Source organism: Paenibacillus sp. FSL H7-0942, from assembly GCF_045040715.1.
GTDB lineage: Bacteria > Bacillota > Bacilli > Paenibacillales > Paenibacillaceae > Paenibacillus > Paenibacillus amylolyticus.
On record NZ_CP150279.1, the window covers coordinates 2,985,897 to 3,000,431 of the forward strand.

General features: G+C 45.6%; 10 protein-coding genes and 1 riboswitch. Of the genes, 9 read left to right on the plus strand and 1 reads right to left on the minus strand.

Features of this window, described 5'->3' with window-relative positions; genetic code table 11:
* Window positions 1–405 precede the first annotated feature (405 nt).
* Window positions 406–1,206, minus strand: a complete 801-nt coding sequence (locus tag MHI48_RS13545; protein WP_340936103.1) for a Nif3-like dinuclear metal center hexameric protein — start codon at window positions 1,204–1,206, stop codon at window positions 406–408.
* Between the two features lie 159 nt (window positions 1,207–1,365).
* On the opposite strand from MHI48_RS13545, the gene MHI48_RS13550 reads away from it, so the two are divergent.
* The 9 genes from MHI48_RS13550 to MHI48_RS13590 all read left to right on the plus strand — a co-directional run bounded on the left by MHI48_RS13550 (window position 1,366) and on the right by MHI48_RS13590 (window position 14,476).
* Window positions 1,366–1,938, plus strand: a complete 573-nt coding sequence (locus tag MHI48_RS13550; RefSeq protein ID WP_340936102.1) for a TetR/AcrR family transcriptional regulator — start codon at window positions 1,366–1,368, stop codon at window positions 1,936–1,938.
* 78 nt (window positions 1,939–2,016) lie between these two features.
* Window positions 2,017–5,139 carry an MMPL family transporter gene (locus tag MHI48_RS13555; RefSeq protein WP_405144294.1) on the plus strand — a complete coding sequence of 1,041 codons (3,123 nt, stop codon included), beginning with the start codon at window positions 2,017–2,019 and terminating at the stop codon, window positions 5,137–5,139.
* Window positions 5,140–5,436: 297 nt separating this feature from the next.
* Window positions 5,437–6,027 carry a biliverdin-producing heme oxygenase gene (locus tag MHI48_RS13560; RefSeq protein ID WP_405144296.1) on the plus strand — a complete coding sequence of 197 codons (591 nt, stop codon included), beginning with the start codon at window positions 5,437–5,439 and terminating at the stop codon, window positions 6,025–6,027.
* Window positions 6,028–6,265: 238 nt separating this feature from the next.
* Window positions 6,266–7,843 (plus strand): TerB N-terminal domain-containing protein, encoded by a 1,578-nt coding sequence (locus MHI48_RS13565; protein ID WP_405144298.1) that lies wholly within the window; start codon window positions 6,266–6,268, stop codon window positions 7,841–7,843.
* 6 nt (window positions 7,844–7,849) lie between these two features.
* Complete coding sequence (locus MHI48_RS13570) at window positions 7,850–9,193, plus strand: ATP-binding protein (RefSeq protein WP_405144300.1); 1,344 nt, start codon at window positions 7,850–7,852, stop codon at window positions 9,191–9,193.
* On the plus strand, window positions 9,190–11,409 hold the full coding sequence (locus MHI48_RS13575) for a DEAD/DEAH box helicase (RefSeq protein ID WP_405144302.1): 2,220 nt from the start codon (window positions 9,190–9,192) through the stop codon (window positions 11,407–11,409). Before MHI48_RS13570 ends, MHI48_RS13575 begins: the two co-directional genes overlap by 4 nt.
* 147 nt (window positions 11,410–11,556) lie before the next feature.
* Window positions 11,557–11,667, plus strand: a riboswitch (purine riboswitch).
* A gap of 105 nt (window positions 11,668–11,772) precedes the next feature.
* Window positions 11,773–12,726, plus strand: coding sequence for a DMT family transporter (locus MHI48_RS13580; protein ID WP_017688752.1), 954 nt, complete (start codon window positions 11,773–11,775; stop codon window positions 12,724–12,726).
* A 205-nt stretch (window positions 12,727–12,931) separates the two neighbouring features.
* Window positions 12,932–13,357, plus strand: a complete 426-nt coding sequence (locus MHI48_RS13585) for a cupredoxin domain-containing protein (protein WP_017688751.1) — start codon at window positions 12,932–12,934, stop codon at window positions 13,355–13,357.
* 96 nt (window positions 13,358–13,453) lie between these two features.
* On the plus strand, window positions 13,454–14,476 hold the full coding sequence (locus MHI48_RS13590) for an SDR family oxidoreductase (RefSeq protein ID WP_405144305.1): 1,023 nt from the start codon (window positions 13,454–13,456) through the stop codon (window positions 14,474–14,476).
* Window positions 14,477–14,535: the final 59 nt, after the last annotated feature.

Genomic DNA, 14,535 nt, shown 5'->3' on the forward strand with positions numbered 1-14,535 from the left:
ACAATAAAGAACTCGGGAAATCCAGATGGGGCATGAAGAGATGCGTGGGTAAATGTGCTCAGTACTCATTTTTCATCATAGTCTAACGAACCAGTGACACCTTAATTGTACTGATTTGGTTGAACTGAGAAATCTAACGAATCTCAGCGACGCTAATTGGGCTACGTTGGGTAGATATGGACGGTAACAGGGGGGAATGGAGGAATAGGGTGTCTACGATTCGTTACTTTTGAAAATCGGCAAATATTCGCTCAATAGAGTGTATCAGGTTCGTTGCTATCCAAAAAATGAAACGAGAGTCTGCCCAGCGTCCCCGGAGCATAGTAAGTATCCAAAGCTCCAGGGTAGGACAGGCAGATTAGAAGCAATCAGCTAGAAGATCTTCTCCGTACAAATCCAATGATCCTACTTGATCACAGTGTAAACAGGCTTCTCGCCTACAAAACGAACAGACAATTCGGGAAAACGTTCTGCCAACCTGTCTGCCAATAACTTCATTCCCGAAGCCTCGCTCTCTGCATGCCCCATCATGATCAATGCCTTGGACTTGCCTTGTTGCACAGCATCACGGATATATTCCGGTGTCTCCCATTCGAATCCTTCTCCAGCGATGATGAGATCCAATTGCTCATTCTGAATCAAGGGAATCGTCACAGGGCCATTGCCACGAAAACCTACCAGTACCGCTGCACGTCTACAGACTATTTCCGCATTACCTGCAACGCGTACATAATCGATGCCCAGGGAACTTTTCACATGGTGAGCAATAGCTTCAACGGTGCGTCCTTCCGGAAAAGAAAGGATGTCTGCTTCCGCTAGTTGTTGCTCCACATAAGAGGACCACCCCAAGGCCTGAATCAGTCCTTCGGTAATGCCATCCGGTTGGAAGCGGTGGATGATATCATGACATCGATAGATGGAAATGCCTGCTTCGGTGATCAAGCTTTTTTTAGTTTCATAAACTGGATCATTGGCTAACCAATCGGTATGACTGTGATGGTTGTAGAAGGGGGATTCATGAGCGATAATTAGATTGGCCCCACGTTGTACGGCATGTTCAATGACATGTTGAGTGGGCATAAAAGTAACAAACACACCTGTGACCGTTTGGTCGGACGAGCCAGTAATCAGCCGATCTACCGTGTTCTCCGGTAACTCTACATGGGCTGTGAGATACTGTATAATGTCTTGAATGGTTATATTCATGAACATAAGTCCTCCAAAATAATAGATTTTATTGTTATTGTATCATTTTGAAGAATAAACAGTAGAATAGAAAGGTCTTGCTTGAAGTGACAAAAGGAGTTATACTGATCAAACATAACGGAATGAACGTTCATTCCTATATAAAGGAGGGATAGCCACATGGCTAAAAGCAGCAAAAAAGATGATATTTTTGCAGCTGCTTTAACGCTTTTTGCCCAGCGGGGATTCGATGCAACAACCATGCCGATGATTGCTGATTCGGCTCAGGTGGGGGCAGGCACTATTTACCGTTATTTTACGAACAAGGAAGTATTGTTGAATGAACTTTTTCAGAAAAGTATCAGGGAGTTTCTTGATGCCTTAAAACAGGGATTTCCGAATGAGCCGATACCTGTACGAGACCAGTTTCATCATATTTTTCGTGGATTGTTCAAGTTCGCAGAGTCCGACCCGGATCGCCTAAAGTTTATTAATTCTACGGGTAATGCATTGCATTTTCACGATGAAAGCAAGGAAAGTGTCAATGAATTTATGGGGTTTCTGAATGAATGCATACATAAGGGGCAGCAGCAAGGAGCCATTATTATACTGCCTACAGAAGCTTTAATGAATATAGTTTACGGTGCTTTCATACATTTGTTTGAACACTTTAACAAAGGTCTCCTGGAAGCGACGCCGGAGCTAATGAACCAGCTTGAGGAGTGCCTGTGGAATGCCATTAGAGTCCATTGATTCTATTGGCCTTTTTTACAACATAAACGGAATGAATATTCATTCCTATACTAGACATAAGGTGTGTGAAGATAAATCATGAATAAACTTAGGAATCCCAGAACGATTTCCCTGATTTTTTGGATACTTATTACTCTCGTTTCTGTAGTGGCGATGCCTGATTTTGGTCAACTGGTAAAAGAAAAAGGACAGATTTCAATTCCTGAAACGGCACAAAGCCAGGTTGCTGCGACTATGTTGAAAGATATGGATAAGGATAGCGGGAATACTTATTCCCTCATTGCTGTATTTAATAGTGGAGAAGATACACAAGCATTAACGAACCAGCAAAAGACGGAGATCGAATCCGTTTTATCCAACCTGAAAAATCAGAAAAAGCAACTGAATATTGAGACGATCACAAGCCATCTGGATGGTGAAGAGCAAGCTGATCGGCTTATATCCGAGGACCAAACCACGATCCTGACTCAAATCACCGTCACTAAAGATGAGAATATTCCTCTTTCGGAAGTGATTAGTCTATTAAAAGAATCTACAGCCATCCCTGATGTGGATACATATCTGACGGGAGCTGACCTGATCGATGATGATTTTGGTAAATCGATTGAAGACGGTGTGCAGAAAACAGAAATTATCGCGATCATTTTCATCCTCGTTATCCTGATTATTATTTTTAGATCGCCAATCATACCTGTTATTTCACTGCTCACGGTAGGTATATCTTACGTTGTTTCATTAGCTATTGTGGGATATCTTGTAGATTGGTTTAACTTTCCGTTCTCGAACTTTACTCAGATATTTATGGTCGTTATCCTCTTTGGTATTGGGACGGATTATAATATCCTGTTATATACCAGATTCAAGGAGGAACTAAGTAGACAAGATGGCGATGTGATTCTTGCGACCAAAGCGACATTTAAAACAGCAGGCAGAACCGTATTGTATAGCGGCATCGCTGTATTCATCGGGTTTCTTTCACTCCTGCTTGCCAAGTTTCAGTTATATCAAGCAACCTCTGCGGTGGCGATCGCAGTAGCGGTTCTCATTATCGTCCTCAATACGTTGAACCCGTTCTTCATGGTTGTCATGGGCAAAAAAATGTTCTGGCCATCGAAAAAATTCGAAGGCCATGCGGACAGCCGGCTGTGGGGATTTTTATCCCGCCAATCGGTACGAAGACCTTTCCTGGCGATCATTCTGGTTGCGGTGATTAGTGTTCCTTTATTATTTAGTTACAGTAATCGACTAAGTTATAATGATCTGTTTGAAGTCAATAATGACTACAATTCCAAACAGGGGATTAATCTGATTATGGAGCATTATGCACCAGGATTCTCAGCGCCAACAACATTGGTTGTGCAATCCGAGCAGGCAATGGACAATCAGACATTGCTGAAGGCACTGGATGATCTGACGGATAAGATGTCCAAGGTGGAAGGTGTCTCTGAGATTTACAGTGTCACTCGACCAACTGGAGTCCAAATTAAAGAGTTGTATATTAACGATCAAGCAGAGGAGCTTAATCAGGGTATTGGTAAAGCAAACGATGGTGTAAGCGAAATTAACGAAGGTTTGTCCTCTGCAGCTGGACAGCTTCAATCTTCAAATGATTTAAGTAATGTACAGCTGTTGATTGATGGGACAAGCCGGTTGCAAGTTGGAGTAAATGCATTGGGAGACGCCATGAATCAGGTATCTGATGGGCTGAATAATGGGGAAGAAGGGGCAGAGACGTTGAAAAACGGACTTACTACCCTTAAAGAAAAGGTTGGAGACCTGTCTAAAGGTGCCAATGATCTGCAAAAAGGGTATAGGCAACTTGAACAGGGATTTGGTTCCTTTAGTGGTACTTTCACAAGCATCAAGACAGCCATTAAGGGAGCGCTTGATGCCTATACTCAGATCGAAGGCAGCATGACCCGTCTAATTGCGACTCATCCTGAGTTACAACAAGAAGAAGATGCCGTACAAGTGATTAATATTTCTCAAGCGGCTCGAACTGAACTGAACGCGTTATACACACAGTTGGACCCGTTGATGCAGCAGTACAATGGGGCTATGGTTTCTTTCAAGGAAGCCAACGAGTCAATGGCTCAAATTAGTGGCGGTCTGACTCAGGTTGCTGTAGGTGTCGGTCAGCTTGAAGACGGTGCTGGCGAGCTATCCAAAGGTTTGGCGACTGGAGCCAACGGAACCAAGCAGATAGCGGGTAAAACATTGGAAGTGAAAGATGGGTTGGGTCAGATTAATGAAGGACAGAGCCAGTTGTTAAGCGGTCTGAACGATTTGCAGGACAAAATGGGTGAGTTGAAATCCGGATTGACCGAAAGTACAAAAGGACTCTCAGATGTGTCGAAGGGTCTTGGTGATGCCGAAGATTATTTGGCCCATCTTGGCCAGTCTGATACTGCGAAAAGCTTCTACATTCCAGAAGATGTATTAAAAGGAGAAGGGTTTCTAAGTTCGCTCGACATGTATATGTCTTCGGATCGGAAGACAGCGGAAATCTCCATCATTTTGACCGATAATCCATATTCGAAAGAAGCGATGGATGTTGTTCAAAATCTTAACAAGCAGTTGGAAACGGCTTTGGTTGGCACGGATTTGAGTGAGGCGAAAGTGGCACTGGGCGGCATACCCTCACAGAACCTGGATATGAAAGAATTATCCGGAGGTGATCTGAATCGGACGTCCATGATCATGCTGATTGGAATTGGATTGATACTTTTGTTCATTATTCGTTCGTTTTGGCAGACTGTAATCATTATAGGTGCGTTATTCCTGACGTATTATGTGGCCCTTGGTCTGAATGAATTGCTGATGGTTGGCCCGCTTGGCGTTGACTATCTGAGCTGGAACGTTCCTTTCTTCAGTCTGATCATGATTGTTACACTTGGTGTGGACTACAGTATCTTCCTCATGATGAAATATCGTGAGATTGAAGGAGATCCAATTCATAAAATTACGGAAGCTTCCCGTAATATAGGAGGGGTCGTGATCTCGGCGGCAGTAATATTGGGAGGTACCTTCGCCGCACTAATTCCTTCCGGTGTTGTTACGCTGATTGAAGTAGCTATTTCTGTCATCATCGGATTGGTTTTGCTAAGTTTTGTCATGCTTCCAATCTTGCTTCCGGCTCTAATCAGTCTATTACACAAGTTAAAAAACTGGGGTTCGGGGTCCGATACCATAAACAAATAAATCATCTTTATATCAAACGATTCCTGACAAACATGACGTCAGGGGTCGTTTTTTTTTTTTTATCCTATGAATTATAACTAAGTTATCATAACAATGCGGGAAATAATCTAACGTGAAACAATGACGGATTCATATAGTTTTCTCAAACAAGAATAAGTATACTTACATAGAGTCTTTGTTTGTCTTAAATGGAGCTGAGAGCAAGAAAAGCAGTTTCTATTTCAATATACTGAGGATCAGTTGAGGATCAGCATTCATTTGCAACAATAAAACAGATTGTGAAAGGGGATAACTACGATGACAGCAACAACAATTATGGAACGTCTGAAGAGCGAGACAGCTCATTATCACAGACAAGTAGAACAGAACCCTTATGCAAAAGCCATTATGAATCAAACTGTGACTATAGAAGAATATAGAACATATTTAGAGAAATTTTATGGATTCCTGAAACCACTGGAAGATCAGGCTGTTCTGCTGCCTTTCTGGGGAAGTACGGGTTTGGATATCGAGATTAGAGGCAAGGCTGGACTGTTGGAGAAAGATTTACGAAATCTGGGTGCCAGTGAAGAGGAAATCAGCCAACTTCCGCTCTGTGAAGAACTACCGGATATTTCAACACCTGCCCGTTTGTTCGGATATCTGTATGTAATTGAGGGGTCCACGAACGGTGGACAGATCATGACCAAGCGCTTGTCGCAGTTCCTGACCATTGAAGCTGATCGTGGATTGGAATATTTCAATGCTTACGGCTCTGAGACAAGAACAAGATGGAGCGAGTTTACAGGTTTGCTTCAGCAGTCCATCAGCACTCCAGAAGATCATGACAACATGGTACACAGTGCATCAGAGACATTCCGACTATTAGATCAATGGATTAATACGTAGGGCGGACTTTTTTCATATATTAAAAGGAACCTATATAAGTTGAAACAATACATTTACACCTAACGGAGAGGACAGAGAAAAGTTAAATAGACATGATGAAAAGAGGGCAGAAATGCCTTCTTTTTTGTGTCCAGGAATGTCTAAATTTCGTCACCGCAGACACAGCACAAGTGATATAATGATCCCTATGGATACACTTGTTCGTATTCTGTCTTGGAGGAGGGTGAGATAACGTTCTATGAAAGACAACTCAAGACAATTGGAATTTATGGAGATAGATCTGAGTGAAGAACCTGAAACAGCAACAGTTCCGGTTCCCGATCGTTCAACCATTGTGCAGTCTGCACATGATACGATGCAGCATCGTGGAGGCATATTGTCCTCAGAGAAACGTTTTGTAGAGGAAGCAAAGCAGTGGGCAGATATGGAGGGGGATGTATCCCCGTGGGTTCCCTTTATGAGTTACTGGCCAACGTATGGCGTGATGAATGAAGCCCAGCGCAAGTGGTATATGTTTTGGAGGAAGGAAGTACGTCAGGGGAGATACCCGGATACCGATCTGTCCTATCTATTTGTTCATATCTACGAGTTAATTAACGGCATTCGCTGGCAGAATCCTCAGGATGGTTATGATCAATTAAAGCAGCTATGGGTGAACTACCGTGAACGGCTGCCCCAATTAAATATATATATGCAAGAGTGGATGGTCGATTATGTGCTGGTCCATCAGATGGAGATGTCCTTATCCGAGGTCATGGGCCTTTCGGGCGGATACCTGCCAGCAGAGATGCTGGATAGGGAACTGCAACGTATTTTACAGGATAATGTATCGGATATCTCGCTGAATATGCTGCAAAGATACTATGATTACGATATTACACTCAGTAAATTTTATAGAGATGGCGGCAAAGAAGTGATGGAGCAGTACATCCCGCGGGTCATGGCCTTGGTTGATTCGTACCTGGAACGTACGCGACTAGTTGGACTGTTGCCTGAGTGTGATCCTAACGATGAACGCACGATGGAGCGCATCCTGTTTCGCAAAGCAGTCTATGATGATTCGATCTATGGAAGATCGGTATCGTTCAGATATATGCCCATAGGTGAACAGGCTGAATTTGTGCAGATGGTCACGCGGATCTATCGATGTACTGAAAATAAACTTCGTGAACTGCTCGGATTCAGAGGCCGATTGCGAGGACAGACTCTTGAACCCGAACTTGCAAATCTGATTGAACGTTACCTGGACAAGGCTTATGCGATCGAGCAGGCTGAGACTGTGGAGCAACCAATGATTCGTATTGATACAGAGAAATTGGCGTCGTTACAGCAGGAAAGTGAGTACGTGCGATTGGCGCTTACAATTGAGGATGATCACCCTTCTGAAGTGAAGGATGAAGAGGATAACAACGCAAATGTTACAAGTAATCCATTCGATGTACTGGAAGCAAGGAATGAGATCACTCCAACTGAAGGTTCCATGGAGTCGGAGCCATCTGCAGTAGAGATTGCAACAGGAGCGGAAGTAGAATCGATTAGGTTGCAGTGGGACGAGTCTGCTGAGGCTGATCTGGATGAAGAATGGCTGCTCTTTGCCAATGAACTCTCCCCTCAGCAGGTGCAAACGATTCATGTCCTACTTGGCGCAAGTCCAGATACGGAGCTGATGCGTCTGGCTGAGCAATATGGAACGATGCCTACGCTTCTGCTGGATGAAATTAATGATGTGGCTATGGAAACGATCGGTGATCTTCTGATTGATGGTGATCGGATTGTTCCTGATTATATAGATGTGTTCGAACATGTGAAGAGGTGATACGCAGTGACAGAACTTAAAATACCAAAGCGGCTGACTACCGCGCTTGTAAATTCATTGACAGCTGGTGTTGTCCCGCGCATAGGACTGGAGCAGATTGCTGTTGGTCGGAAACCGGAAGTGGAAGCCATCTTGCGGGATATGGATAATATCGCCGAGGGAGGCGCAGCGTTTAAACTCATTACGGGTCGTTACGGCAGCGGTAAAAGCTTTCTTTTGCAAATGATTCGTAACTATGCGATGGATCGTGACTTCGTTGTTGCGGATGCGGATCTGTCACCTGAGCGTCGATTGGTGGGAACCAAAGGGCAGGGACTTGCGACATATCGCGAACTGATGACTCGTCTGTCTACACGCACACGCCCGGATGGGGGAGCGTTGGAGCCGATTTTGCAAAAATGGATCGCAGGGTTGCAACAGTCCTCGATGCAGAGTCAGAACTTGCGCCCGGATGATCCCGCTCTGCCGCTGGAAGTAGAGAAGCAGATCTATGCGGTGACGGGGGAGATGCAGAATCTGGTTCACGGCTTTGATTTTGCCAAAGTACTGGCGTCGTACTGGAACGGGTACAAGCTGGCTGATGATGATCGCAAACAGGCGGCGCTTCGCTGGCTTCGAGGAGAATTTGCAACCAAAACGGAAGCGAAAAAAGAACTCGCTGTTGGGGTCATTATTGACGATGATAACTGGTATGACTACTTCAAATTGTGGTCTGAATTCACAGCGCGCATTGGTTACAAAGGATTGCTGTTGTTCATTGATGAAGCAGTGAATCTGTACAAAATTACAAACAGTGTCTCCCGTCAAAGCAACTATGAGAAATTGCTGACTATGTTCAATGATACGATGCAGGGTAAGGCAGAGCACCTGGGCATATTTGTAGGTGGTACGCCGCAATTTGTGGAGGATGAACGGCGCGGATTATACAGCTATGAAGCGCTTCGCTCCAGGCTTATTGATGGTCGTTATGCAGCCAAAGCGTATGCGAATTACACAGGTCCGATCCTGAAGCTGGCGATGTTATCGCATGAAGAGATTCTGATTTTACTTCAGAAGCTGCGGCAGATTCATGCCCTGCATTTTGGATACAGCGCAAGTCTGACGGATGAACAATTGGTTGATTTTATGCAAACGGCGGTGAACCGGCTGGGTGCGGATGAATTGCTGACCACGCGTGAAGTGGTACGAGACTTTATGGATGTTCTGCATACGTTACACCAGAATCCTGAAGTGACTTATACTCAATTACTTGGCGAGCGGGTTGCCAAACCTCAGGAAACGGGTAAAGGGACAGATGCTTCCGCGAATACAGATGATCTGGACGACTTTCTGGCGGAGTTTGAATTATGAGTGATAATCCGTTCTATCGGCTGGCTCCGTTTGTTCAGGAATTTATATATAAAAAAAGATGGGAATCGCTTCGTCCTGCTCAGATTGAGGCCTGCAATATCTGTTTTCATACCCCACATCATATGCTGATTGCGGCGGGAACGGCCTCCGGCAAAACGGAGGCGGCTTTTTTTCCTGCATTGACCGAGCTGTATGAACGGCCTTCCAAGTCGGTTGGTATTTTGTACATTGGACCTCTGAAAGCCCTGATTAATGATCAATTCGAACGCCTTAAGGATCTGTTATCCGAAGGAAATATTCCGGTTTGGCATTGGCACGGGGACGTACCTCAGGCGGAGAAAACAAAACTGATGAAAAATCCGTCCGGTGTGCTCCAGATAACGCCAGAATCGCTGGAAGGTCTGCTCATGAATCGACCGAATGCAATCCCGGCGCTGTTTCATGACCTGCGGTATGTCATCATCGATGAGGTGCATGCTTTCATGGGAGCGGATCGGGGCATTCAAGTACTCAGCGAGCTTGCCAGAATCGAGCGTATGGCTGGCTGTGCACCGCGAAGAGTGGGCTTGTCGGCTACACTTAGTGACTATGATGCGGCTACGTCTTGGCTTGCTGCCGGAACGCAGCAGGGGGTGGATGTGGTCTCTTCCCCGGGCGGCCGCAAGCTGCGATTGCGGGTGGAACATTTCTCTTTTCCAGATGCGCAGGACGAGGAGCAAGCGGAGCAGCTTCATAACGCACGTAAAGCGTACTACGACTTCATCTATGAGAGCACACATCGTAAAAAAGCGCTGATCTTCACCAACAGCCGTACAGATGCAGAAGTCACCATTCTTGAGATGCGGCGGGTCGCGGCTCGCAGGCAAGAGCGTGATGTGTTCCATGTGCATCATGGAAGTATCTCCGCCATGCTGAGGGAAGAGACGGAAGCTGCCCTACGCACTGGATCGGGTCCCGCGGTTGCTGCGGCAACGGTCACGCTTGAACTGGGCATCGATCTGGGCGAGCTGGAACGTGTGGTTCAGCTCGGTGCGCCGTATAGTGCGTCCAGCTTTGTACAGCGTCTGGGACGTTCAGGGAGACGAGAGGATATGGCATCAGAGATGCTTTTTGTATGTCCGGAGGAAGAGGATGAGGAAGCCCAATTGCCAGCACGTATGCCGTGGACGTTAATGCGTGCGATTGCTGTCATTGAGCTCTATGTAAAAACCAAGTGGGTCGAACCTCTTGAAGCTCGCAAAATGCCCATAGGTGTGCTCTACCATCAGACGATGAGCATGTTGAAAAGTATGGGGGAGGCGGAGCCGAGAGATCTTGCAGAAGCCATCCTTTCGCTGGCTCCATTTGCGTTGATTAGACCTGATCAATATCAGGTTTTCCTGAATTACCTCATTGAGACGGATCATCTGCAATGGACAGAGGATCGAACATTGATCATCGGTCTGACAGGTGAGAAAATTGTGAATAATTATCGCTTCTATGCCGTGTTCAAGGACGATGAGGAACATAAAGTATTAAACGGCTCGGAAGAGATCGGTTCGATTACAACCGTACCCCCACCTGGCTATTGCTTCTCGCTCGCAGGCAAACTGTGGAAAGTGGAAGAGGTCGATCATAAGCACAAGGCTGTGTATGTGAAGTCTGCAAAAGGTAAGGTAGATACGTTATGGCTTGGTGCGGGAGGAGATATTCATACGTCGGTAGTGCAGAAAATGCGTGAAGTGTTGTCCGACTCGACCATCTATCCTTACCTGTCACCACAAGCCGTCAATCGACTTGAACGGGCACGCCGCTTAGCTCGTGAAAGCGGACTGTTGAAGCAGGTTGTGATTCCGGCAGGGGGAGATTCGATGTACGTTCTTCCTTGGGTGGGAAGTAAATCATTCCGTACATTGGAGCGCCTGATGAAGCATAATCTGTCCAAGAAACTTGCCTTGCGTTCGGTTGTGCCCATGGAGCCATATTATTTTGTAGTGTCCGGCAAGGTGGATGAACGAACATTGTTAGCCGAGATTATGAGTGAGTGTCGGGCGGCTGAAGACGCATCTACGTTACTGGCTGAAGATGAAGCACCTTATCTGGGTAAGTATGATGAATTCGTCGCGCCGCCTTTGATCCGTGAGGCTTTTGCTGTGGATGGGCTGGATCTGGGTGGATTGAAGGCAGGTTTACAGCAAACATTGGAGTGGGACTCTTCAGGCTTCAATCGGATGTGACGTTTTTACGTAATCAGAGTACTCGAAGAATGGTACAGCGATCGAAGCGACTCGGTGTAATAATTTAGTTCAACTTTTTATACGGAATAGGGTTGACACCATCTCACCTCCCATGTAATATATGAAAAGTCGTCACACACGAATTACATCAAATTGCATATATCATTTCGTATAACCTCGCAGGCCGAAAGTGTACACAGGGCGAGGGTCTCTACGGGAAGCCTATACTTCCTAACTACGATGCCAAGGAATCAATGTATTCCTTGCTCGTAGTTAGGATTTTTTGCATTTAGATGGTGTTGTGACCTTGGCATGAACCAACATGCGGGCGTATTTTTCTTATCATCAGGAGGTTTATTCACAATGAAATATTATCTGTCCGTTCTCGCGGGAGCGATGAGCTATGGCATATTATCCACGATTGTGGTTCTGGCGTACGGCGAAGGATATAAACTTGGAGAGGTTGTGGGAGCACAGCTGATCACGGGTTTTCTTCTATCCTGGATGCTGGCGCTATACACAAAATTTAGAACAAAACGTAAGTCACAGGCAAATGGCAAAGCATCAGGAGCCGTGGCACAGGTATTCAAGCGGTTGACGTGGAAACAACGTCTGATATTGATGGCTGCTGGAACACCAACGGTAATTACAGGTCTCGTGTATTATCAGTCTTTACGTTATATCCCGGCTTCACTTGCCATTATCCTGTTGTTCCAGTTCACTTGGATTAGCGTATTGATTCAGGCGATAAGCAAACGTCAACGTCCAGACAAAGTCACGTTCCTGACGTTGATCATTCTGTTTGGTGGAACCTTGCTGGCAGCGGGTTTTCTGGAACAAGGATTGGGTGAGTTCAACGGTCTGGGTATTGCTCTTGGGCTAATGGCAGCCGTAAGTTATTCCCTGTTTGTCTTGTTCAGCGGCAAAGCGGTTCCTTCAGCGCATCCAGCCTTCCGTAGTGCGTGGATGGTTACAGGCGGATTGATCCTGCTGTGCATTTTGTTCCCACCGACATTCCTCTTTAACGGATTGATCTGGAGCCAGTTGCTTGTATTTGGATTGCTGCTTGGATTCTTCGGGGCATTCATTCCACCAGTACTGTTCGCTATCGGTGTTCCGCATATTGGTGGTGACATGGCCGGAATCTTGGGTGCAGTGGAGCTTCCAATTGCAGTTTTGTTATCCTCAATCGTGCTCCATGAGCATGTCAGCGGATTGCAATGGTTCGGAGTTATTATTGTGCTCATTGGTGTAGCCCTACCAGAGTTGTATAAATTACGCATGAGACGAAGTCGGAATACACCGATCTATTCCTGAGTTATACAAAAAGGGATATTGCGAAGCATGAACGGGAATACCCGTAGATAAGCCTGAGAAATCAGGCTTTTTCTATTGAAATATTTTTGCTCAATCGCAATAGCCCAGAGGGGTCATTTTCATTGTCATGCGAATCAGGTATGCTTAATGAATACATCCGTCTGTTGATTGAATATTGATGGGACATCGAATGAGGAGTGTTTATATGAAAAGCTGGTTTGGAAAAACATGGCCTTGGTTAACGCTGGGTCTGACCGTTGTTGTACTGCTTGGATCATTTTTGGTTTATTTTATGGGCAAAGACGTATCCCCCGGATCGGGAAGTGCAGTAACAGCACAAGCTGAGACTCCGGAGGATTTGAAGGGATATGAAGTCATTGATGTGGACGTGAGCAACGATGGTTTTGGACCAGACGTTATCGAGGTGAAAGCTGGCGTACCGACCAAAATCAACTTTATTCTGACCCGGTCGGTGACACATGTGAAATCAGTGGGATCACAAAAGCTTGGCATGGATCTATACATGCAAAAGGGACCCAATTATTATACGGTCGACAAAGATCTGCCCAAGGGAGAATATGAGATCCATTGCGGCATGTACATGATATATGCAACGATTAAGGTCGTATAAGCAGAAGGAGCAAGGTTTCGGGTCACCGAGCTTTGCTCCTTTTTTTGGTGCGTGATATCATGGGAAAGTGGGTAAAATCGATCAGGAGGTGGCGAAATGAAAGCGCTATTTATTGGAGGGACAGGCACCATCAGTACGGCGATTACGGAGATGCTTGCACAGCAAGGCTGTGAACTTTATTTAATTAATCGCGGCAATCGGAACGATGAGTTGCCAGCAGAGGTCAAGGTACTTCAAGCTGATATTAATGACGAGGCACGTGTAGCGGAACTGATAGCTGATCTGGAATTTGATGTTGTTGCAGACTTTATCGCTTTTGTACCGTCTCAATTGGAGCGAGATTACCGTTTGTTCAAGGATAAAACAAAGCAGTTTATTTTTATAAGTTCAGCATCGGCGTATCAGACTCCTCTGGCTGATTACCGGATCACGGAAGGGACGCCATTATCGAATCCATACTGGGAGTATTCTCGCAACAAGATTGCCTGTGAAGACTATCTGATGAAACAATACCGCGAGCATGGGTTTCCTGTGATCATCGTGCGTCCGAGCCATACGTATGGCGACAAATCGGTACCTCTCGGTGTTCATGGTGCTCAAGGCAGCTGGCAGGTTCTCAAGCGTATACGTGAAGGCAAACCCGTTATCATCCATGGAGATGGCACCTCGCTGTGGACCATTACGCACAATACTGATTTTGCCAAAGGATTTATCGGGCTGATGGGAAATATCCATGCCATTGGTGAATCGGTACATATCACCTCGGATGAATCCGTCACCTGGAATCAGATTCATGAGATTATAGCTGGTGTGTTGGGCGTTAAGCTTCATGCGGTGCATGTACCCTCTGAGTTCTTGGCCGCATGCAGTGATCAGGATCTTCGCGGCGGATTGCTGGGTGACAAAGCCAATACCGTTGTCTTTGATAACAGCAAGCTGAAGCGGCTTGTTCCGGAATTTGTAGCAACGACAAGAGCTGATCAGGGCATTCGACGTACGATTGAGCACATTCTGGCGCATCCTGAATTACAGACCGAAGATCCGGAATTTGATGTATGGTGTGACAAGGTCGTTGGCGCACTAGACGAAGCGTTATTAAAGATCAGAGATGAGAAATGAGAAGTAAGGCGTTCATGATCAAATGTTTACATTCATGCGCTTAATCGTTATAATCAAGA